We start from the raw sequence: 19,196 nt of genomic DNA, 5'->3' as shown, positions 1-19,196 counted from the left end.
ACGGATTGGGCAGTAAAACATGCCCAGTTTCAAGACATGCTCTAAGAGGTCAAGATGTTATTTGTTCAGCTGGAACAGAGACATGCCCTGCATATCGCTAAACGCTTTATAAGACGCCTGCAAGGCCGCCTGCTGCATGGTGTAAGAGGAAATTGCCGCATTCCAGTCAACGTCCACAAGGTCGCTCATTTGTTTGGTCTGAGAGAGTGACCGGTCGCTACTCAACGTGTTCAGTTTATCCAGCTCGTTCAGCTTCGTACCCAAGTCTGCCCGTACGGTTAATACATTATCAAGCGAGTTACGCAACCCCCGGTTCGCAGCATCAATAGCAGCATTCTCCTGATCGACCTTTGCTTGATCGTCTCCGACGGGCGTATTCAACGAGGTGATAGCGTTATCCAGTATCTTGAACAAATTCTTTTCCGGTGTTCCACCACCCGGCTCCGGCGTTGCATTGCTGGTAAACGTGGCGAAAACCTCTGTGCCAGTGTGGCTGATCTGCATATTTCGCGCAGAATCCACCTGTTGATTAACCGGAGTAGAACCACCGATATAATTGCCGCTGGTTTGGTCAAAAGGGGCATTCTCCGTCTTATAGCCTGCGAAGATATATCGTCCATTACCGTCAGTGCTGTTGGCGAGGTTCATCAGCTGATCCCGGATGCCTTGCAGGTCCGTCGCCAGAGATGCCCGATCGCTGTCACTTAATGTCCCATTCCTCGCATAGACGACTTTTTCCTGAGCGCTCTGAATGGCCGTCGTAACCTGTGAAAGGACACTCTCCTCAAGCGATACTTTCTGCGTGGCAAAGGTGCGAGCAAGATCGAATTGACTATTCTGCGCCTGAGCCTGAGACAGAACAATGGCCTGCGACGCGGCGATAGGATCGTCCGACGGACGATTGACGCGCTTACCGGTAGTCATCTGCTCACCGTAACTCAGCCATTTGCTCTGGGAATCGGTGATCCCCCGCATATTCTGGTCGTACATCATCTGGGTGCTAATACGCATTGTTCACCTCAACCTTAGCGAATATTGATAATTGCGTCGAAGAGCGTGCTAGCAGTTTGTAACACCTGCGCGTTCGCAAGGTAATACTGCTGATAACGCTGCAAATTGCCATACTCTTCGTCAAGGTTTACCCCTGAGATGGACTGCTGTTGCTTGGTTAACTGCGTTTCCACGTTGGCTTTGGTTTCACTGCTTACTTTCAATGAGGCGGTTGTGCTTCCGACGGTACTGACCAGCGAGGCATACGCATCATTGAAGGTTTTATTCCCACCCACTACTTTCGCGTTTTGCAGATCAAGCAGTTTTTGGCCGTTACGGTTATCACTTTCGCCGTCGTTCTGCACAGAGGCCATGGCCAGTTTAGACTCGTCGCTGATCGCCAAATCCATGTTCATGATGACATCGGAAACCGGCTTCACGATAAAGCTGTCTTTGGCGTTTGCCGAACCGCTTACGTTGACGCTGAGGCCATCAAACGACAGATTGCCGCTGGCATCCGGGCTCATCGTAAAGCTGGTCTTGTCCGAGGAACGGGTGATGGTCCAGTCGGTACCGTTAAACTGCAGCTTATAGTCCGTTGCCTGAACCTGTTTGCTGTCCGCCACGGAAGCCGTGACAACGGCAGAACCGCCGTTCTTGCTGTTGGAAAGCACCGCCGGCGAACCAAAGTCGAACAGTTTACCGCCCGCGTCGCCGTTCGCATCAAAGCCGGCTTCATGCTGCGTGTTCATCGCGTCAGCAAAGGCCAGCGCCATCTGGTTCAGGGTATTACGGGCCTTATCCAGATCTTCAGAGCGGAACGTCATTAACCCACCTAACGAGCCGGTAGTGACCATCTTCTCAGGGATCTCGACACTTCCCGCCACGTCATCAACATAGGCGATAGTGGTACGGGACGGATCCGCGCTGGACTTCACGGCCGCCAGCTGGTTAGCTTTGCTGCCCTGCACCAGGCTGTAACCGTTGCCGAAAGAGATGTTGTACGTACCGCTATCCTGAACGGAGACTTCCACACCCACGATTTTGTTCAGCTCGGTAACAAGCTGATCGCGCTGATCGAGCAGATCGTTCGGCGATGCGCCCGCACCGACGCCGGTCAGACGGGAAATCTGATCGTTCAGATTGGCAATCTGCTTCGCATAGTTATTGATCTGATCGACGCTGGAAGAAATCGCGGTATTCACCTGCGAATCCTGGTCACGCAGATACTGATCGTTGGTTTTGAACTGATTGACCAGGCCGTCCGCTTTACCCAGCACCGTCTGGCGTGCAGCCGGATCTTCAGCGTTGCTCACCAGGGTTTGCAGGCTTTTGAAGAAGTCCTGCAGGGTGGTGGAGAGCGAGTTGGTGGTATCGGAGAGCACGTCGTCAATTTTTGACATCTGCTGATAGCGCGTCGTCAGGCCGCTGCTCTGCGTCTGCGCGGCGCGCAGCTGGTTGGTAATGAAGGCGTCATACTCACGCTGGACACCGGAGACATACACCCCGTTACCCACCCAGCCACCGCGGGTCAGCGTGCTGTTAGAAGCGCCCAGCACCGTGGTCTGGCGGGTGTAACCTGCCACGTTATAGCTTGAAATATTATTACTGACGGTATTGAGTGCCGACTGCGCAGCACTGAGGCCACTCATGGCGCTGTTAATCAAACTGGACATGGGGGTTCCTTTTATACGTTCAGACACGAGTCCTGATGAAGGTTATCGGCAACCTCCACCGGGACTTGAGAACTTTCAGAACAGATTTTCAATATCTGTGCTATAGGCTTTGCTGACCTTCTCGCCCATCGATTTCAGCTGCTGGATCATGCTGGTGAGCTTGCGGGCATAGTTCGGGTCAGTTGCGTAGCCCGCGTTTTGCAGCGCCTGAGCGCCCTGCTCCGCCGTCGCCGCCTGCGTCACGGCGGTATAGCGCGGATTTCGGCTCAGCAGGCCAACATAATCGGACAAGGCTTCCAGATACGAGCTGTAGACGCGGAATTTGGCTTTCACCTTCACCGCCGCGCCGTTCTCGTATTCGGTGGTGGTGATCTCCGTTGTCGGCCCCTTCCAGCTGGAGGTAGCCTTCACGCCGAAGATGTTGAAGCTCGGGTCACCGTTTTCCTTGCGGATCTGGCGCTGCCCCCAGCCTGACTCTAGCGCGGCCTGGGCCAGAATCAGGTGATGGGGCACGCCGCTCTGTTCGCTGGCAAGGCGCGCAGGCAGAGAAAGCTGCGCCAGGAAGTCTTTGCTGTCACCCGAGAGCGGCTCATCGCCGCTGCCCGTGGCTTTTGGCATGGCTTTACGCACCAGCTGCGTCAGGGCCTGGTTCTGATAACTGGTCACCGTTTCCAGGTCGAACTTCATCGGCACCTGCTGCGGCTGCTCCTGAGGCTGAATGCCCTGCGCCGCTTCGGTCTGTTTGACAATCATGTCAGCCAGACCGAGGCCTTTACCGGCGGTCATCTGCTGCGCAATCTGCTGGTCATACATGCTGGTGTAGAGACGCGTTGAATCGCTGCTGAACATCCCGTCTTTCGGCAGGGTTTCGCGCATGCTCTTCAGCATCATCTGTACAAACATCCCTTCCACCTGGCGGGCGACCGGGCGGATATTCGCCGCCGGGTCTTTTCCTGCTTTGGTTTTCAGTTCGTTGAGCGACTGGGCGTCCCAGGCTGCACTGGTCAACAGTTTGCTATCGGTCAGCATTAGATGATTTCCAGTTTGGCGCGCAGGCAGCCCGCGCTTTGCATCGATTGCAGGATGGACATCAGATCCATCGGCGTTGCTCCCAGGGCGTTCAGGGCACGCACCACGCTGTTCAGGTTGGCGCTGGAGCGCACGCTCTGCAGTGACCCGCCGCTCTGGCGCAGATCGATCTGCGTTTGTGGGGTTACCACCGTCTGCCCCCCACCAAATGGGGTATTCGGCTGGCTCACGTTCGCGGAGCGGTTTACCGTCACGGAGAGGTTCCCCTGCGCCACGGCGCAGCTGTCGAGCGACACTTCCCGATTCATTACCACCGAGCCGGTACGGGAGTTGATGATCACCTTCGCATCCTGAACCGGAACGTTCACTTCCATATTCTGGATATCCGCCAGCATGCGCACCTGATTGCTGCTGCCGGTTGAGGTGCGGATCTGCACGGTGCGCGCATCAAGTGCCGTCGCATTACCGTAGCCGCGGCTGCGGTTGATGGTATCGGCAATCTGCTGCGCCATCGTGAAGTCTTCATTATTCAGCTGGAGATTGATGGTATTGCCCGTACCAAACTGGGTCGGCAGTTCGCGCTCAATGATCGCTCCGTTGGTAATTCGTCCACCGTTGAGCTGGTTCACCTGCACGCTGCTTCCGCCTGCGGATGCCCCCGCACCGCCGACCAGAATATTCCCCTGCGCCAGGGCATAGACCTGGCTGTCGACGCCCTTCAGCGGGGTCATCAGCAGCGTACCGCCGCGCAGGCTTTTGGCGTTACCCATTGAAGAGACCACCACGTCAATGGTCTGCCCCTGACGCGCAAACGCCGGGTAGGACGCGGTAACCATGACCGCCGCCACGTTTTTCAGCTGCATGTTGGTTCCCGCCGGCACGGTAATGCCGAGCTGGGAAAGCATGTTGTTCAGGCTTTGGGTGGTGAATGGCGTCTGGGTTGTCTGGTCACCCGTACCGTCCAGCCCTACCACCAGGCCGTAGCCAATCAGGGAGTTTTCGCGCACGCCCTGAACGCTGGTGAGATCGCGAATACGGTCAGCCTGGGCAAACGTTGCCACCAGCGCGAGCGCCACGGCGAAGATCGATTTAAACATGGGTCACCTCGCTTACATCGGCGATAAGTTAAGGAAGAAGCGCTGCAGCCAACCCATATTTTGCGCTTCATTGATATAGCCGTTACCGACGTACTCAATGCGCGCATCCGCCACCTGGGTGGACGGAACGGTGTTGGTGCCGCTGATGGTGCGAGGGTTAACCACGCCCGAGAAGCGAATGAACTCAGTGCCCTGGTTAATGGCGATCTGTTTTTCACCCACAACGTGCAGGTTGCCGTTAACCAGCACCTGGTCAACCGTCACCGTCAGCGTGCCGCTGAAGGTGTTGCTGGCGTTCGCACCGCCTTTACCGTTAAAGGTATTGCCGCCAGAGGCATCGACATCTGCTCGCGCGTTGCCGAACAGTCCCTGCAGGTAGCGCGGGACGGTATCGAAGCCAAAATTCGTTTTGCCATCGCGGCTGGCGTTCGCCGACGAGCTCTTGCTCGCGCTGACGTTTTCCTGCAGCACAATGGTCAATGTATCGCCGACATTACGCGGGCGGCGATCTTCAAACAGCGGCTGATAGCCGTAATTAATCGGCTGCGCGGTCTGGAAAATGGAGCCGTTTACCACTGGCGCGGGGCCAGGAACGGGTTGGGCAGTCGTCGCACCCTGGACCAATGGTTTAGACGGAATCAAAGCACACCCGCTGAGGGTGACGGCCAGAACAGTCAGTATCGGATAACGAAACGCCGCGTTTTTTTGCATTGCCTTCATCTTCGAAAACAGGGAGCCGGCGCGGCGTTTACCGCACCGGACTGCACCTTAGAGTTGCGTCAGCTTCTGCAGCATCTGGTCGGTCGTCGACACTGCTTTACTGTTAATTTCATACGCGCGCTGGACCTGGATCATATTCACCAGCTCTTCCGCCACGTTCACGTTGGAGGTTTCTACATAGCCCTGGTACAGCAGGCCCGCGCCGTTCAGGCCCGGGGTGCTCTCATTTGGCGTACCGGAGGATTGCGTTTCGGTATAGAGGTTCTCACCAATGCTTTCCAGACCGGTATCGTTCATGAAGGTCGTCAGGTTAAGCTGTCCAACCTGAACCGGCGCGGCCTGCCCCTGCTGGGTTACGCTCACCACGCCGTCACGTCCGATGGTGATGCTCAGGGCGTTCGCCGGGATGGTGATCGCAGGCTGCACCTGGAAACCGCCCGCGGTGACCAGCTGGCCGTTCTGATCGACCTGGAACGAGCCGTCGCGGGTATAGGCAGAGGTTCCGTCAGGCAGCTGCACCTGGAAGAAACCCTGGCCTTTGATTGCCACGTCTTTGCTGTTGTTGGTCTGAGACAGGTTGCCCTGGCTGTGCAGACGCTCGGTCGCCACCGGGCGAACGCCGGTACCGATCTGCAGGCCGGAAGGCAGCGTCGTCTGTTCAGAAGACTGTGCGCCCGGCTGGCGGATGGTTTGATAAAGCAAATCTTCGAAAACGGCACGCTGACGCTTGAAACCATTGGTGCTCACGTTTGCCAGGTTGTTGGCAATCACGTCCATATTGGTTTGCTGGGCGTCCAGGCCAGTTTTCGCGATCCATAAAGAACTGATCATAAGGAGTCCTGTTAACTCATAGCCAGAAGTTGGTTAGCCTTGCCCGCGTTTTCATCCACGCTGCTGATGATCTTCATCTGCATTTCAAAACGGCGGGCGCTGGCGATCATGTCGGTCATGGCTTCGACCGGCTTGACGTTACTGCCTTCGAGAACGCCGGACATCACGCGGATGCTCGGGTCGGGCTGTAACGTGGCGCCCCGCGTCGCCTGAGCCGCCTGGGTCAGGCGGAACATGCCGTCGTCGCCACGCTGCACGTCTTTGGCTTCCGCTTTAACCAGCTTCAGACGGCCAACTGGCGCAACGGTATTGGCCGGATCGCCCGGGTTCAGCGCCGAGATAGTGCCGTCCGCGGCGATGGTCAGCTCAGAGCCTTCCGGCACGGTCAGCGGACCCGCTTCCCCCATTACCGGATGCCCCTGAATCGTCAGCTGGCCCGTCGCGCTCACCTGAATATTCCCGTTACGGGTATAGCCTTCGCTACCGTCCGCCGTTTGCACCGCCAGCCAGCCGTCCTGCTGCAGGGCAACGTCCAGCGGGCGTGAGGTGTAGTCCATCTGCCCAGGCGTCATATCTGCGCCTGGGGTCGATGCCGTCACCAGCGTACGGGTCGGCAGGGAAAGCCCTTCCACCGGCACCGCGCGCAGCGCATTAAGCTGAGCGCGAAAGCCCGGCGTCGAGGCGTTTGCCAGGTTGCTGGCGGTAACGGCCTGCTGGTTGAGCGTCTGACTTGCCGCGCCCATCGCGGTATATATAGCGTGATCCATTGCGCTTTCCCGTTAGCCGCTTAACGCAGGTTAACCAGCGTGTTGAGGATCTGGTCCTGGGTTTTGATGGTCTGCGCGTTCGACTGATAGTTACGCTGCGCGACAATCATGTTCACCAGTTCTTTACTCAGATCCACGTTCGAGGCTTCCAGCGCGCCGTTGGTCAGCGTACCGAAGTTGCCGCTTCCCGCCGTGCCCAGCAGCGCCACGCCGGAGGACTGGGTAGCCGACCAGACGTTATCGCCTTCCGACTTCAGGCCTTCGTTGTTGGCGAAGTTTGCCAGCACGATCTGACCCAGCACCTGAGTCTGTTCGTTGGAATAGTTCCCGACTACGGTGCCGTCATCGTTAATCTGATAGCTCACCAGGTCGCCCGGCTTGAAGCCGTTCTGGCTGGTCGCCACGATATTGTTCGCACCGGTGTTCTGCTGCATGGAGTTAGCAAAACTCATGGCGAAGGTTGCTGGCGTCGCACCCGGGATGGTCCCGGTAGTGATGTTGATGTTTCCACCGCCGGTCAACGTACCGTTATTATCAAAGGTCAGCGTGGTGGCCAGTGCCGCAGTGCTGCCTGCCACGCTGCCGTCCTGGGCATAGACTTTCCAGGAGTTGGCCGGGGTCGCATCCTTGACGTAAAACAGGTTCATGTTGTGCGCATTACCCTGGCTGTCAAAGACGGTGACGGTGCCTTTTTTGTTGTAGGTATCCGGGTTAGCCGGATCAAAGGCGGTGGTCGGTGCGGTATCGGTGGAGTTGAGGTTAATCTGCTGGGATGCCGTGGTGGTGGACTTCGCCGCCATCAGCGTGGTCGGGATATTGATCGCCTGCGGGTTCGCACCGGTCTGAACCGTTGACGGCGTCCCGGCCACCGGATAACCGGTTAATTGCATCCCCTGCATGTTTACCAGGTTACGGTTTTCGTCCAGCTTGAACTGGCCGTTACGGCTGTAAAACACCGAGCCGTTTGCATCGACCATACGGAAGAAACCGTTCTGGCTGATGGCAACGTCCAGGCCGCGCCCGGTGTTGGTGGTGGTGCCGTCGGTAAAGTCCTGAGTGATGCCCGCAACCTTCACGCCCAGGCCCACTTTGGAACCGGCAAACATGTCTGCAAAGGAAGCAGAACCGGATTTAAAACCATAGGTCGCGGAGTTGGCGATGTTGTTGCCAATGACGTCCAGGTTGGTGGCCGCAGCATTCAGGCCGCTGACCGCTTGAGAAAAGGCCATGACTTACTCCTGATAAGTGTTAAGGCTTAGATAATCTGCCGAACTTCGTCGAGCGTGGTGGAACCCGAGGTTCCCAAATCCAGTTTGTTGCCGTCGCTTCCTTTGATTACGCCCTGAACCAGCGCGAACTGCAGCGGCTGCGCCACCAGCTGGGTTGTCCCATTGCTGGCGCTGATGGCCACCTTGTAGGAACCGTTTGGTGCTTTCGTGCCGTCGGTCAGGCTGCCATCCCAGGTAAAGGTATGAACGCCCGCCTTCAGCTCGCCGATGTCGATGGTGCGAACCACGGCGCCGGTCGAGTCGGTGATCGTCGCGGTCACTTTGTCAGCGGCCTGCTGCAGTTCAACGCCAAACGGCGTGGTGGTCGTTGTGGTGTTGCCTTCGGTGGTGCTGGTACCCGCCAGAATCGTGGTGCCCGGGATCATCACCCCGTGGCCAATCAGGCTGGCTGCCTGCAGAGACTGGGCGCTGTCGATCTGGCCGGAGACGGAACCGAGGGTGGTGTTGAGCTTCTCAATGCCGCTGACGGTACTGATCTGCGCAAGCTGCGTGGTCAGTTCGTTGTTCTGCATTGGGTTGGTTGGATCCTGATTCTTCAGCTGCGCCACTAGCAGCGTCAGAAAGCTGCCCTGCAGATCGGCGGCATTACTCCCGGTCAGGGAGTTAGACCCTGTCGAACTCTTTGTGTTGTTAACACCCGTGTTCGTGGGATCGTTCACATTGACGGCAATGGACATGCGTGTCTCCTTTACTGGCCGAGAGTGAGTGTTTTGAGCATCATGCTCTTCACGGTATTAAGCACTTCGACGTTGGCCTGGTAGCTGCGGGATGCCGACATGGAGTTCACCATCTCCCCCACCACATCTACGTTCGGCATTTTCACGTATCCGCTGGCATCCGCGAGCGGGTTACCCGGCTCATACACCAGCCTGTCCGGCGCCTGGCTCTCAACCACATCAGAGACCTTCACGCCGCCCGTCGCCACGCCTGGCGCAGCGTCGACCTGAAAGACAACCTGTTTGGCACGATAGGGCTGACCGTCGGGTCCGGTTACGCTGTCGGCGTTCGCCAGGTTACTGGCCGCCACGTTCAGACGTTTGGACTGGGCGGTTAACGCCGAACCGGCAATATCAAAAATATTCAACAAGGCCATCTATCAGTTCCCCCCCTGCAGGACGTTCATCATGCCTTTGATTTGTCCGCCGAGTACGGTCAGGCCCGTCTGGTATTTCAGGCTGTTATCGGCAAACTGCGTACGCTCCCGGTCCATATCCACGGTGTTACCGTCGAGTGAGGGCTGATCGGGAATGCGGTAAAGTAAATCGGTCGCTGGCGCGGTCATCGCCTGAGCAGGAATATGGCGAGAGGATGTGATGGCAAGTGCAACACCCGTTCCTTCGGCACGTCCACGCTCCATCACCTTTTTGAGTTCACTGGAAAAATCAATATCGCGCGCCTGAAACCCCGGGGTATCGGCGTTAGCGATGTTGGCGGCTAAAATCTCCTGCCGCTGGGCGCGTAAATTGAGCGCTTCCTGCTGAAAACGTAACGCGGCGTCGAGTTTATCGAGCATGTCTCCTCCGCTGATGGCAAAATTTCAGTTCACAGCTTAAATCTCACCCGGTCTCCCCTATCGACGGAATAAGCGCAAAATGCGTCGCTATTTATTCCGTTGATGCAAAACCGCTGCAGGTAGAATTCATTCAACTCTGGAAACGGTGGAACTTGCGATGCAAACGTTAAAACGTGGCCTGATGGCAACTTTCTTGCTGTTTAGCCCGCTGGTGCGGGCTGAAGGCTTGCAGGATCGGTTAACGGCTTTCTTTGCGGAAAAGCTGGCGGGCTTTAGCGATGAGGTTAACGTTACCGTGCGCACGCCGCCGAATCTCTACCCGACCTGCGACCAGCCGTCATTCAGCGTGACGGGGACCACCCGGCTGTGGGGGAATGTGAACGTGCTGGCACGCTGCGCCGGTGAAAAACGCTATTTACAGGTTGCCGTTCAGGCGACGGGCAATTATGTTGTTGCCGCCGTGCCCATTGCGCGCGGCAGCGTGCTGCAGCCGAACAGCGTGATGCTGAAGCGTGGCCGTCTGGATCAGCTCCCGCCCCGCACCATGCTGGAAATGAACCAGGCCCAGGACGCCGTGAGCCTGCGCGATGTCGCACCCGGCCAGCCGATACAGCTCTCGATGCTGCGCCAGGCCTGGCGGGTAAAAGCGGGTCAACAGGTGATGGTGGTGGCCAACGGAGAGGGCTTTAGCATCAACAGTGAAGGGAAAGCGTTAAACAATGCCGCGGTGGCGCAAAACGCCCGCGTCAGAATGTCCTCAGGCCAGGTGGTGAGCGGAACCGTCGATTCTGATGGGAATATTCTGATTAACCTATAATCTTTTTAAAGATTTCGCGGCGCGTGCCGATAAATATTCCATTAATGATGATGTCAGGCGCAAACGCCGCGAACCCTCGATGAGGACAACACTATGAGCATTGATCGTACATCAGCCCTGAAGCCGGTAAGCGCTGTACAGCCTCGCGAAACGAATGACGCTCCTGCGCAGAAAACGCGTCTGGAAAAACCGTCAACGTCCAACAGCACCAGCGTGACCCTGAGCGACGCCCAGGCAAAACTGATGCAGCCAGGCACCAACGATATCAATATGGAACGTGTTGAAGCGTTGAAAACGGCTATTCGTAACGGTGAGCTGAAAATGGATACCAGCAAGATTGCTGATGCCCTGATTCAGGAAGCTCAGAGTTTCTTGCAGAGTAACTAACCGTATGAGTCGACTGTCAGAAATACTGGACCAAATGACGGTTGTCCTGAACGACCTGAAAACGGTAATGGACGCTGAGCAACAGCATCTCTCTTCCGGCCACATCAACGGCAGCGCGCTGCAGCGTATTACTGAAGACAAAAGTTCGCTTCTGGCAACGCTGGATTATCTTGAGCAACAGCGTCGCGCTGAGCAAGATCCAAAGCGCAGCGCCAATGACGATATCGTTGAGCGCTGGCAGACCATTACCGAAAAAACCCAGCTCCTGCGCGATCTTAACCAGCACAACGGCTGGCTGCTGGAAGGTCAGATTGAGCGAAATCAGCAGGCGCTTGAGGTACTGAAACCGCATAAAGAAACCGGACTGTACGGTGCGGACGGTCAGACAGCGACGGCGCGTATTGCGGGAGTTAAAAAGATTTCGATTTGACGCATCAGCGACAAATCATGCAGTGGGGAGCACCCTAAGGTGAACTCCCCTTTTGGCGTTTATGCCGTACGGCGGGCAAACTCTTTGACCTTGAAGCCCAGCACCGCGAGCGTGGCAAAGTACGCCACCACCCCGACGCCCACCACGGCCATCAGCCGCATCAGACGGAAGGGCATCGTGCCCTGAGACCACTCCGGCATGACGTACATCATGCCGAGCAATGCCGCAGACATCACCAGCACCGCAATAATCAAACGCACCAGGAAGCTCGCCCAGCCCGGCTGCGGCGTAAAGATATCCTGCTTGCGCAGCTGCCAGTACAGTAGCCCGGCGTTCAGACAGGCCGCCAGACCAATAGACAGTGACAGGCCGGCATGCTTCAGCGGGCCGATAAACGCCAGGTTCATCAGCTGCGTCATAATCAGCGTCACGATGGCAATTTTTACCGGCGTTTTGATGTCCTGACGGGAATAGAACCCCGGCGCCAGCACTTTAACCACGATAAGCCCCATCAGTCCGACCGAGTAGGCAATCAGCGCGCGCTGGGTCATTGCCGCATCGAAAGCGGTGAATTTGCCGTACTGGAAGAGCGATACCGTCAGCGGTTTGGCCAGAATACCCAGCGCCACCGCGCTGGGTAGGGCCAGCAGGAAGCAGAGACGCAAACCCCAGTCCATCAGGCGGCAATATTCATCGTGGTTGCCGCTGGCAAAGCTTTTCGACAGCGACGGCAGCAGAATAGTCCCCAGCGCCACGCCCAGCACCCCGGACGGGAACTCCATCAGACGGTCGGCGTAGTACATCCACGACACCGAGCCGGACACCAGGAAAGAGGCAAAGATGGTGTTGATAATCAGCGAGATCTGGCTGACGGAGACGCCGAGAATGGCGGGTCCCATCTGCTTAATCACGCGCATCGCTCCGGCATCTTTGAGATTGATGCGCGGCAGCACCAGCATGCCGATTTTTTTCAGGTGCGGCAGCTGATACGCCAGCTGCAGCACGCCGCCGACGGTGACCGCCCAGGCCAGCGCCAGCACCGGCGGATTGAAGTGCGGCGCGGCGAACAGGGCAAAACCGATCATGCTGACGTTGAGAAACGTCGGTGCAAACGCCGGCACCGAGAAGCGGTTCCAGGTATTGAGGATCGCCCCCACCAGCGAGGCCAGCGAGATGAGCAGAATATAGGGGAAGGTAATGCGCAGCAGCTGCGAGGTCAGGGCAAATTTGTCAGCCGTATCGGCAAAACCGGGCGCGGTCACCATAATCACCCAGGGCGCGGCCAGCATCCCAACGACGGTCACCACCGCCAGCGCCAGGGTCAGCAGGCCGGAGACATACGAGACAAAAACGCGCGTGGCGTCCTCACCCTGCTTGCTTTTATATTCCGCCAGGATTGGAACGAATGCCTGGGAGAACGCCCCTTCCGCAAAAATACGACGCAGCAGGTTCGGCAATTTGAACGCGACGAAGAAAGCGTCCGTGGCCATCCCTGCACCAAATACCCTTGCCACAATGGCGTCGCGCGCAAAACCGAGCACGCGGGAAAACATGGTCATCGAGCTGACGGCCGCCAGCGATTTTAATAAGTTCATTAACGTGAATTTCCAGAACCATACGGATGTATAGGCCGGACAAGCGTAAGCGCCGCCCGGCAAAGCCAACAAGCGGCGCTTAGTCTAACCGGATTTCAACGAATTACTATCCGCAGATGTTACAGCGAATTATTCGCTCATGGCCTCGCGCCAGAGCCTTTCCACAATGCGCTGGGCCATAATGGCCTGCTCGCCGGACGTTTCAGGAACCGTCTGATTTTGCACGCAGGTGATAAAGTGGCGGGCGCATCCTGCGAAACCGCGCTGCTCAAGGGTGCTCTGCCAGCCCGGCGCCGGGAGCGTCACCACGCCGTTGCCCTTCTCTTCCCGCCACTCGCGCATGTCCGTAATGTCATAGAGCGCGCCGTCGGTCACCGCCTGCACCGATTCGCGCTGACTTCCCGCCCGACGGTGCATGCTGGTGGTAATCTGAAGATGCTCAACGGCAAAGTGGTGTTCCGCGTAGACCATCTGCCCCTGGTCGTTCGTCACCAGGGTACCGCTTTTCAGCAGCGCTTCGCCGTTGCTCAGCCACAGCGCCGTATCCACAACGTGCAGATAGTCATCCAGAAGCGTAAAGCGCAGATCGTTTGGCCCTACGCTGTCGGTGCGGTGCTTATCCATCCTAAGCGAAGCGAGCGTGCCCGACTGCGCCTTCAGCTGCTGATAAAGCGGCGCGAAGCGGCGGTTGAAGCCCACCATCAGCGTCAGTTTTTTGCGCGACGCCAGCTCAATCAGCCGCTCGGCATCCTGAACATTTTCCGCCAGCGGTTTATCCACGCAGACGTGGACGCCCGCGTTGAGTAACTCGCTCACCACCTGATAGTGGGTGGCCGTTGAGGTGTGCACAAATACCGCATCACACTCGCGGGCCAGATCCTGAAGCGATGCCGCATAAGGGATGCGCCAGGTGTCGCAGATCCGTTCTGCCTTTTCTCGGGTGGGCGACCATGCCCCTTGCAGGGTCCAGTCCGTCGCTGCCCCTAAAACCGGAAGCCAGGCTTTTTGCGCGATACCACCCAGCCCCACCGCGCCAATGCGTAATTTTTTCAATGTTAGTCTCCCAAATGTGCCAGCAACGCGTCCAGACGCTGTTTCAGCCCAGCGACCTCTTCTTCAAGCGCCTCTACGCGCGCGGCAAGCGTGTCGTTGCTTGCTAAAGATCCCGCGTCGCTCTCCACACTAGCGACCTCGACGTCACCGCTGAAGAGGTGCATATAGCGGCTTTCACGCTTGCCCGGCTCGCGCGGCAGACGCGCCACGTAGGGGCCGTCTTCACGCGCCGCCAGCCCTTCCAGGGTCTGCTCGACTTCCTGCATATCGCTAAACTCGTGCATACGCGACGCGCGCGTGCGCAGTTCGCCCGGGGTTTGCGCCCCGCGCAGCAGCAGCGTGGTGATGACCGCCACTTCCGCACTGCTCAGCTTCAGGTCGCCAAACTCGGAGTTACAGAAGCGCTGTTCGTATTTGGTCACGCGGTTGCCGAAGCCGCTGACGGTGCGCAGATAGTGGCGTTTTACCAGTGCATCCAGCACGTCCTGAACGTCATGCTCGCTGAGGTTCATCACCGGCTCGCGGTTGGTCTTCTGGTTGCAGGCCATGGTCACGGCGTTGACGGAGAGCGGATACTGCTCCGGCGTGGTGACCTGTTTTTCGAGCAAGCACCCAATCACGCGCGCTTCTGTAGCGTTTAGCTGATACTTCATTTTTTCTCCTTAACGACCTGCGGTCCAGTCACGGGTGGTTAACGCCGTCAGAACGTGGTCGCGCCACTCTCCGTCTATCAGCAGATAGTCTTTGGCGTACCCCTCTTTCTCAAACCCTAAACGCGCCAGCAAATTGCCGCTGCGCTGGTTATGCGGCATATAGTTCGCCATAATGCGATGGACGTGCTGCGTGCGTTGCATATAGCGGATCGCCACCGTCAGCGCCTCGTACATCAGCCCCTGCCCCTGCCATTTCTGGCCGATGGAGTAGCCAAGGTAGCAGGCGTGAAACGATCCCCGCACCACGTTTGAAAAATTGGCGATCCCGATAATCTCTTTCTCTTCTGGATCCAGCAGCGCAAAATAAAACGCGCTGCCCTGCTTGTGAAATTCCGCGATCATGCTGAGCCGCGCCTGCCAGCCGGAAGGGTAACAATGGCTCTCGTCCCGAACGGGTTCCCAGGGTTTTAAAAACTGGCGATTCTCGGCGTAATAATCCGCCAGACGCCAGGCATCACGCTCGTGCACCAGACGAACGACCAGCCTGTCCGTTGTCAGACGCACTTTTGGCACATTACTGCGATAGCCAAACATCGATACCACTCCTTCCCGTCACTTCTGCTCACCCATTAGCTTTACTATACCTGCGCCTGCGCCGTCTGTGAAAACAGTGACATACCATTTTGCGCGCTTTTCACCATTTTCGATGAGAACTCTCTATCAAAGCACCCTTTTGATAAAAAAATATTGTCACCTCCGGGGGTGGGAAAACGTGCGGCGACACCGCAGAATGTTAGCGTGCTCACCTTCTTATTTTCCCTGGAGGGAAAATGTCCCGCGTATCACAGGCCAGGAGCCTGGGTAAATATTTCCTGCTCGTCGATAACATGCTGGTCGTGCTCGGCTTTTTTGTCGTTTTTCCGCTCATCTCGATCCGCTTTGTCGATCAAATGGGCTGGGCGGCACTCATGGTTGGCATTGCCCTAGGGTTACGCCAGTTTGTCCAGCAGGGTCTGGGCGTCTTTGGCGGGGCCATCGCTGACCGCTTTGGCGCTAAGCCGATGATCGTGATCGGTATGCTGCTGCGCGCGGCAGGGTTTGCCACCATGGCGGTCGCCCACGAGCCCTGGCTGCTCTGGTTCTCCTGTTTCCTTTCCGGTATTGGGGGCACGCTGTTCGATCCGCCACGCACCGCGCTGGTGGTGAAGCTGATTCGCCCTCAGCATCGTGGTCGTTTTTTCTCGATACTCATGATGCAGGACAGCGCCGGAGCGGTTGTCGGCGCCCTGCTGGGAAGCTGGCTGCTGCAGTATGACTTCCGTCTGGTCTGCGCCGCTGGCGCGGTGCTCTTTATCCTGTGCGCGCTGTTCAACGGCCTCTACCTTCCTGCCTGGAAGCTGTCGACGGTGAAAGCGCCGGTGCGCGAGGGGCTTGGACGCGTCATGCGAGACAAGCGTTTTGTCACCTACGTGTTGACCCTGACCGGGTATTACATGCTGGCCGTGCAGGTCATGCTGATGCTGCCAATTATGGTTAACGACATTGCGGGTACGCCTGCCGCCGTTAAGTGGATGTACGCCATTGAGGCCTGCCTGTCTCTGACGCTGCTCTACCCCATCGCCCGCTGGAGCGAGCGGCGTTTTCGCCTGGAGCATCGCCTGATGGCCGGGCTGTTCCTGATGACGCTGAGCATGATGCCGATCGGCCTGGTGAACTCGCTCCAGCAGCTGTTTACGCTGATTTGCACCTTTTATATTGGCTCGATCATCGCCGAGCCTGCCCGTGAAACGCTGAGCGCCTCGCTTGCGGATGCGCGTGCCCGCGGCAGCTATATGGGCTTCAGCCGGCTGGGGCTGGCGCTGGGCGGCGCATTGGGGTATGCCGGCGGCGGCTGGCTGTTTGATGCCGGCAAAGCGCTGAACCAGCCCGAACTCCCGTGGATGATGCTCGGCGCGGTGGGCTTTATGACGCTCCTGGCCCTCTGGTGGCAGTTCAGCCAGAAGCGCAGCGCGAGCGGCATGCTCGAGCCCGGCGCGTAGCCTTTCTCTCTGGCGGGAGTCTTTCCCGCCCCGCTTCTCAGTTTTTTCTGCTGGTTTCTGCCCATTCACGCTGACATACTGGCGTAACAGGACAGAAGCGCCGATTTTTCGTTGAGGAACACTATGAAGAAAATTGTTTTAGCCGCGGCATTGGTCGTCAGCGGCCTGCTGGTTGGCTGTAACCAGCTCACGCAATATACCGTCAGTGAACAGGAAATTAATCAGGCGCTGGAAAAACATAATAATTTTTCTAAAGACATTGGCGTGCCGGGTCTGGCGGACGCGCATATCGTCCTCACGAATCTCACCAGCCAGATCGGACGTGAGGAGCCAAACAAAGTCACCCTGGCAGGTGATGCGGCTCTAGATATGTCATCCCTCTTTGGCAATCAGAAGGCCAACATCAAGCTCAAGCTGAAGGCGCTCCCCGTTTTCAACAAAGAAAAAGGGGCCATTTTCCTGCAGGAGATGGAAGTCGTCGATGCGCAGGTCTCGCCGGACAAGATGGCGCCGGTTCTGCAAACCCTGATGCCCTATCTGAACCAGTCGCTGCGGAATTACTTTAACCAGCAGCCCGCGTACGTCTTAAGTGAAGATAAAAGCAAGGGTGAAGCTCTGGCGAAAAAATACGCAAAAGGGATAGAGGTGAAGCCGGGAGAAATTATCATTCCTTTCACCGATTAACCTGAGGGGCGCTGCGGCGCCCCTTTTTTTTACGGAAAAGTGTGCAAACGAAAACGTTTCCGCTTATGATTTGTGTCCGGCAAAAACAGCCATCCTTATGACTGATTCCTGACAAGCCGGAGCTTCCATGACTGTACAACCCCAGGTTTTAAAAATCCGCCGCCCAGACGACTGGCATATCCATCTGCGCGATGGCGATATGCTGAAAACCGTCGTGCCTTATACCAGCGAAATTTATGGCCGCGCGATTGTCATGCCTAACCTGGTGCCACCAGTCACCACCGTCGATGCCGCGATCGCGTATCGCCAGCGTATCCTGGATGCCGTGCCTGCGGGACACGATTTTACCCCGCTGATGACCTGCTATCTGACCGACTCGCTGGATCCGAACGAGGTGGAGCGCGGGTTTAACGAAGGCGTATTTACGGCAGCGAAACTCTACCCGGCGAACGCCACCACCAACTCCAGCCACGGCGTCACCAGCATTGATGCCATCATGCCGGTGCTGGAACGTATGCAGAAACTGGGCATGCCGCTGCTGGTGCATGGTGAAGTCACGCATGCCGAGATTGACATCTTTGACCGTGAAGCCCGCTTTATCGAGACCGTGATGGAACCGCTGCGCCAGCGCCTGCCTGCGCTTAAAGTGGTCTTTGAACATATCACCACCAAAGACGCGGCGGAGTACGTGCGTGACGGCAACGAGTTGATTGCCGCCACCATCACCCCACAGCACCTGATGTTTAACCGTAACCATATGCTGGTGGGCGGGGTGCGCCCTCATCTGTACTGCCTGCCGATCCTCAAGCGCAACGTTCACCAGCAGGCGCTGCGCGAGCTGGTGGCCAGCCGGTTCACCCGCGCGTTCCTCGGCACCGATTCCGCGCCTCACGCCCGCCACCGTAAAGAGGCGAGCTGCGGATGCGCAGGCTGCTTCAACGCCCCAACGGCACTTGCCAGCTACGCGACCGTATTTGAAGAGATGAACGCGCTGGAATATTTCGAAGCGTTCTGCTCCCTTAACGGCCCGCGCTTCTACGGCCTGCCGGCCAACGACACCTTCATCGAACTGGAGCGTAAAGCGAGCCACGTTGAGGAGTCTATTGCGCTGACGGATGACACGCTGATCCCGTTCCTGGCGGGCGAGACCGTAAGCTGGACGGTAAAACGTTAAAAAATCAATGCCCCTGGTTGTCAAACCGACAATATGCCTGTATAAATAAACAGTATATTACACAGGGGGCATTTATGCGTATTGAAGTCACCATTGCCAAAACTACCGTTCTGCCTGCCGGCGCGCTTGACGCGCTGGCCGGCGAATTATCCCGTCGTATTAACAACACCTTTCCCGACAACGCGGGTGCCGTCACGGTGCGCTACGCCGCGGCAAACAACCTCTCAGTAATGGGTGCCGCGAAAGAAGATAAAGACCGCATCAGCGAAATCCTGCAGGAAACGTGGGAAAGCGCAGACGACTGGTTTATCACAGATTAACACTGCTCCCTCATTGTGTTTTTTTGCCGGGTCGCCCCGGCTTTTTTTCGTCTAAAACACGGTAAGTTCAAATTAATTCGGCATCTTCTTTAAGAATCGTGAACAAGATGGTGTTTTATTGCTCGAACAATC

The 19,196-nt window shown here is 57.2% G+C and carries 22 protein-coding genes; 7 read left to right on the top strand and 15 right to left on the bottom strand.

The genetic code is table 11. The annotated features are described in order from the left end of the window. Nucleotides 1-57: 57 nt before the first annotated feature. The 11 genes from flgL to flgB all read right to left on the bottom strand — a co-directional run bounded on the left by flgL (nt 58) and on the right by flgB (nt 9,912). A complete protein-coding gene (gene flgL, locus FY206_RS09870) occupies nt 58-1,011 on the bottom strand; it encodes a flagellar hook-associated protein FlgL (protein WP_045890455.1) in 954 nt (317 codons plus the stop codon). Between the two features lie 14 nt (nt 1,012-1,025). Continuing rightward, entirely contained in the window at nt 1,026-2,666 is a 1,641-nt protein-coding gene (gene flgK / locus FY206_RS09865; RefSeq protein ID WP_032639656.1) for a flagellar hook-associated protein FlgK, read from the bottom strand. A 75-nt stretch (nt 2,667-2,741) separates the two neighbouring features. After that, the gene (flgJ, locus tag FY206_RS09860) at nt 2,742-3,695 is read right to left on the bottom strand and encodes a flagellar assembly peptidoglycan hydrolase FlgJ (RefSeq protein ID WP_077064080.1); all 954 of its coding nucleotides are present in this window, start codon (nt 3,693-3,695) and stop codon (nt 2,742-2,744) included. Next, nucleotides 3,695-4,792, bottom strand: coding sequence for a flagellar basal body P-ring protein FlgI (locus FY206_RS09855; RefSeq protein ID WP_032639652.1), 1,098 nt, complete (start codon nt 4,790-4,792; stop codon nt 3,695-3,697). Before FY206_RS09855 ends, flgJ begins: the two co-directional genes overlap by 1 nt. 12 nt (nt 4,793-4,804) lie before the next feature. Then, a complete protein-coding gene (gene flgH / locus FY206_RS09850) occupies nt 4,805-5,503 on the bottom strand; it encodes a flagellar basal body L-ring protein FlgH (protein ID WP_023335267.1) in 699 nt (232 codons plus the stop codon). A 57-nt stretch (nt 5,504-5,560) separates the two neighbouring features. Continuing rightward, nucleotides 5,561-6,343 carry a flagellar basal-body rod protein FlgG gene (gene flgG, locus FY206_RS09845; RefSeq protein WP_008500810.1) on the bottom strand — a complete coding sequence of 261 codons (783 nt, stop codon included), beginning with the start codon at nt 6,341-6,343 and terminating at the stop codon, nt 5,561-5,563. Nucleotides 6,344-6,354: 11 nt separating this feature from the next. Further along, a complete protein-coding gene (locus tag FY206_RS09840) occupies nt 6,355-7,110 on the bottom strand; it encodes a flagellar basal body rod protein FlgF (RefSeq protein WP_032639650.1) in 756 nt (251 codons plus the stop codon). Nucleotides 7,111-7,130: 20 nt separating this feature from the next. After that, nucleotides 7,131-8,339 (bottom strand): flagellar hook protein FlgE, encoded by a 1,209-nt coding sequence (gene flgE, locus FY206_RS09835; protein ID WP_032639648.1) that lies wholly within the window; start codon nt 8,337-8,339, stop codon nt 7,131-7,133. A gap of 26 nt (nt 8,340-8,365) precedes the next feature. Further along, nucleotides 8,366-9,076: a flagellar hook assembly protein FlgD gene (gene flgD / locus FY206_RS09830; protein WP_032639645.1), complete on the bottom strand. Its 711-nt coding sequence runs from the start codon at nt 9,074-9,076 to the stop codon at nt 8,366-8,368. An 11-nt stretch (nt 9,077-9,087) separates the two neighbouring features. Beyond that, a complete protein-coding gene (gene flgC, locus FY206_RS09825; protein WP_032639643.1) occupies nt 9,088-9,492 on the bottom strand; it encodes a flagellar basal body rod protein FlgC in 405 nt (134 codons plus the stop codon). A gap of 3 nt (nt 9,493-9,495) precedes the next feature. After that, the gene (gene flgB / locus FY206_RS09820) at nt 9,496-9,912 is read right to left on the bottom strand and encodes a flagellar basal body rod protein FlgB (RefSeq protein ID WP_032639641.1); all 417 of its coding nucleotides are present in this window, start codon (nt 9,910-9,912) and stop codon (nt 9,496-9,498) included. A gap of 157 nt (nt 9,913-10,069) precedes the next feature. Here flgB and flgA point away from each other — a divergent pair, with 157 nt between their 5' ends. The 3 genes from flgA (at nt 10,070) to flgN (ending at nt 11,546) form a co-directional block, all read left to right on the top strand. Beyond that, on the top strand, nt 10,070-10,729 hold the full coding sequence (gene flgA / locus FY206_RS09815) for a flagellar basal body P-ring formation chaperone FlgA (protein ID WP_032639638.1): 660 nt from the start codon (nt 10,070-10,072) through the stop codon (nt 10,727-10,729). A 93-nt stretch (nt 10,730-10,822) separates the two neighbouring features. After that, nucleotides 10,823-11,116, top strand: a complete 294-nt coding sequence (gene flgM, locus FY206_RS09810) for a flagellar biosynthesis anti-sigma factor FlgM (protein WP_032639635.1) — start codon at nt 10,823-10,825, stop codon at nt 11,114-11,116. Between the two features lie 4 nt (nt 11,117-11,120). Beyond that, the gene (gene flgN, locus FY206_RS09805) at nt 11,121-11,546 is read left to right on the top strand and encodes a flagella biosynthesis chaperone FlgN (RefSeq protein ID WP_032639633.1); all 426 of its coding nucleotides are present in this window, start codon (nt 11,121-11,123) and stop codon (nt 11,544-11,546) included. Between the two features lie 59 nt (nt 11,547-11,605). Here the strand turns inward: flgN and murJ are convergent, their stop codons facing one another. The 4 genes from murJ to rimJ all read right to left on the bottom strand — a co-directional run bounded on the left by murJ (nt 11,606) and on the right by rimJ (nt 15,441). Next, entirely contained in the window at nt 11,606-13,141 is a 1,536-nt protein-coding gene (gene murJ, locus FY206_RS09800; protein ID WP_032639631.1) for a murein biosynthesis integral membrane protein MurJ, read from the bottom strand. Nucleotides 13,142-13,270: 129 nt separating this feature from the next. Continuing rightward, nucleotides 13,271-14,194, bottom strand: a complete 924-nt coding sequence (locus tag FY206_RS09795; protein WP_032639629.1) for a Gfo/Idh/MocA family protein — start codon at nt 14,192-14,194, stop codon at nt 13,271-13,273. A 2-nt stretch (nt 14,195-14,196) separates the two neighbouring features. After that, nucleotides 14,197-14,847, bottom strand: a complete 651-nt coding sequence (locus tag FY206_RS09790; protein ID WP_032639627.1) for a YceH family protein — start codon at nt 14,845-14,847, stop codon at nt 14,197-14,199. 9 nt (nt 14,848-14,856) lie between these two features. Beyond that, nucleotides 14,857-15,441: a ribosomal protein S5-alanine N-acetyltransferase gene (gene rimJ / locus FY206_RS09785; protein WP_032639624.1), complete on the bottom strand. Its 585-nt coding sequence runs from the start codon at nt 15,439-15,441 to the stop codon at nt 14,857-14,859. Between the two features lie 236 nt (nt 15,442-15,677). Here rimJ and mdtH point away from each other — a divergent pair, with 236 nt between their 5' ends. The 4 genes from mdtH (at nt 15,678) to dinI (ending at nt 19,064) form a co-directional block, all read left to right on the top strand. Then, entirely contained in the window at nt 15,678-16,886 is a 1,209-nt protein-coding gene (gene mdtH / locus FY206_RS09780; protein WP_032639622.1) for a multidrug efflux MFS transporter MdtH, read from the top strand. Nucleotides 16,887-17,009: 123 nt separating this feature from the next. Beyond that, nucleotides 17,010-17,570 (top strand): lipoprotein, encoded by a 561-nt coding sequence (locus FY206_RS09775; RefSeq protein WP_032639620.1) that lies wholly within the window; start codon nt 17,010-17,012, stop codon nt 17,568-17,570. 127 nt (nt 17,571-17,697) lie between these two features. Continuing rightward, nucleotides 17,698-18,744, top strand: coding sequence for a dihydroorotase (gene pyrC / locus FY206_RS09770; protein WP_032639617.1), 1,047 nt, complete (start codon nt 17,698-17,700; stop codon nt 18,742-18,744). Nucleotides 18,745-18,818: 74 nt separating this feature from the next. Continuing rightward, nucleotides 18,819-19,064, top strand: coding sequence for a DNA damage-inducible protein I (dinI, locus tag FY206_RS09765; RefSeq protein WP_028012694.1), 246 nt, complete (start codon nt 18,819-18,821; stop codon nt 19,062-19,064). Nucleotides 19,065-19,196 lie beyond the last annotated feature (132 nt).

Origin of the sequence: Enterobacter chengduensis (genome assembly GCF_001984825.2) — a bacterium.
Lineage (GTDB): Bacteria > Pseudomonadota > Gammaproteobacteria > Enterobacterales > Enterobacteriaceae > Enterobacter > Enterobacter chengduensis.
The sequence above is the reverse complement of the archived record's forward strand: the minus strand, read 5'-3'. Positions and strand labels throughout refer to the sequence as shown.

Excerpts from the sequence above, each read along its gene's own strand:
- flgD (WP_032639645.1), bottom strand. The coding sequence starts at position 9,076 with ATGTCCATTGCCGTCAATGTGAACGATCCCACGAACACGGGTGTTAAC.
- mdtH (WP_032639622.1), top strand. The coding sequence starts at position 15,678 with ATGTCCCGCGTATCACAGGCCAGGAGCCTGGGTAAATATTTCCTGCTC.
- flgC (WP_032639643.1), bottom strand. The coding sequence starts at position 9,492 with ATGGCCTTGTTGAATATTTTTGATATTGCCGGTTCGGCGTTAACCGCC.
- murJ (WP_032639631.1), bottom strand. The coding sequence starts at position 13,141 with ATGAACTTATTAAAATCGCTGGCGGCCGTCAGCTCGATGACCATGTTT.
- flgJ (WP_077064080.1), bottom strand. The coding sequence starts at position 3,695 with ATGCTGACCGATAGCAAACTGTTGACCAGTGCAGCCTGGGACGCCCAG.
- FY206_RS09840 (WP_032639650.1), bottom strand. The coding sequence starts at position 7,110 with ATGGATCACGCTATATATACCGCGATGGGCGCGGCAAGTCAGACGCTC.
- flgN (WP_032639633.1), top strand. The coding sequence starts at position 11,121 with ATGAGTCGACTGTCAGAAATACTGGACCAAATGACGGTTGTCCTGAAC.
- dinI (WP_028012694.1), top strand. The coding sequence starts at position 18,819 with ATGCGTATTGAAGTCACCATTGCCAAAACTACCGTTCTGCCTGCCGGC.
- flgK (WP_032639656.1), bottom strand. The coding sequence starts at position 2,666 with ATGTCCAGTTTGATTAACAGCGCCATGAGTGGCCTCAGTGCTGCGCAG.
- flgB (WP_032639641.1), bottom strand. The coding sequence starts at position 9,912 with ATGCTCGATAAACTCGACGCCGCGTTACGTTTTCAGCAGGAAGCGCTC.
- FY206_RS09775 (WP_032639620.1), top strand. The coding sequence starts at position 17,010 with ATGAAGAAAATTGTTTTAGCCGCGGCATTGGTCGTCAGCGGCCTGCTG.
- flgH (WP_023335267.1), bottom strand. The coding sequence starts at position 5,503 with ATGCAAAAAAACGCGGCGTTTCGTTATCCGATACTGACTGTTCTGGCC.
- flgM (WP_032639635.1), top strand. The coding sequence starts at position 10,823 with ATGAGCATTGATCGTACATCAGCCCTGAAGCCGGTAAGCGCTGTACAG.
- FY206_RS09855 (WP_032639652.1), bottom strand. The coding sequence starts at position 4,792 with ATGTTTAAATCGATCTTCGCCGTGGCGCTCGCGCTGGTGGCAACGTTT.
- flgA (WP_032639638.1), top strand. The coding sequence starts at position 10,070 with ATGCAAACGTTAAAACGTGGCCTGATGGCAACTTTCTTGCTGTTTAGC.
- flgE (WP_032639648.1), bottom strand. The coding sequence starts at position 8,339 with ATGGCCTTTTCTCAAGCGGTCAGCGGCCTGAATGCTGCGGCCACCAAC.
- flgL (WP_045890455.1), bottom strand. The coding sequence starts at position 1,011 with ATGCGTATTAGCACCCAGATGATGTACGACCAGAATATGCGGGGGATC.
- FY206_RS09790 (WP_032639627.1), bottom strand. The coding sequence starts at position 14,847 with ATGAAGTATCAGCTAAACGCTACAGAAGCGCGCGTGATTGGGTGCTTG.
- pyrC (WP_032639617.1), top strand. The coding sequence starts at position 17,698 with ATGACTGTACAACCCCAGGTTTTAAAAATCCGCCGCCCAGACGACTGG.
- flgG (WP_008500810.1), bottom strand. The coding sequence starts at position 6,343 with ATGATCAGTTCTTTATGGATCGCGAAAACTGGCCTGGACGCCCAGCAA.
- rimJ (WP_032639624.1), bottom strand. The coding sequence starts at position 15,441 with ATGTTTGGCTATCGCAGTAATGTGCCAAAAGTGCGTCTGACAACGGAC.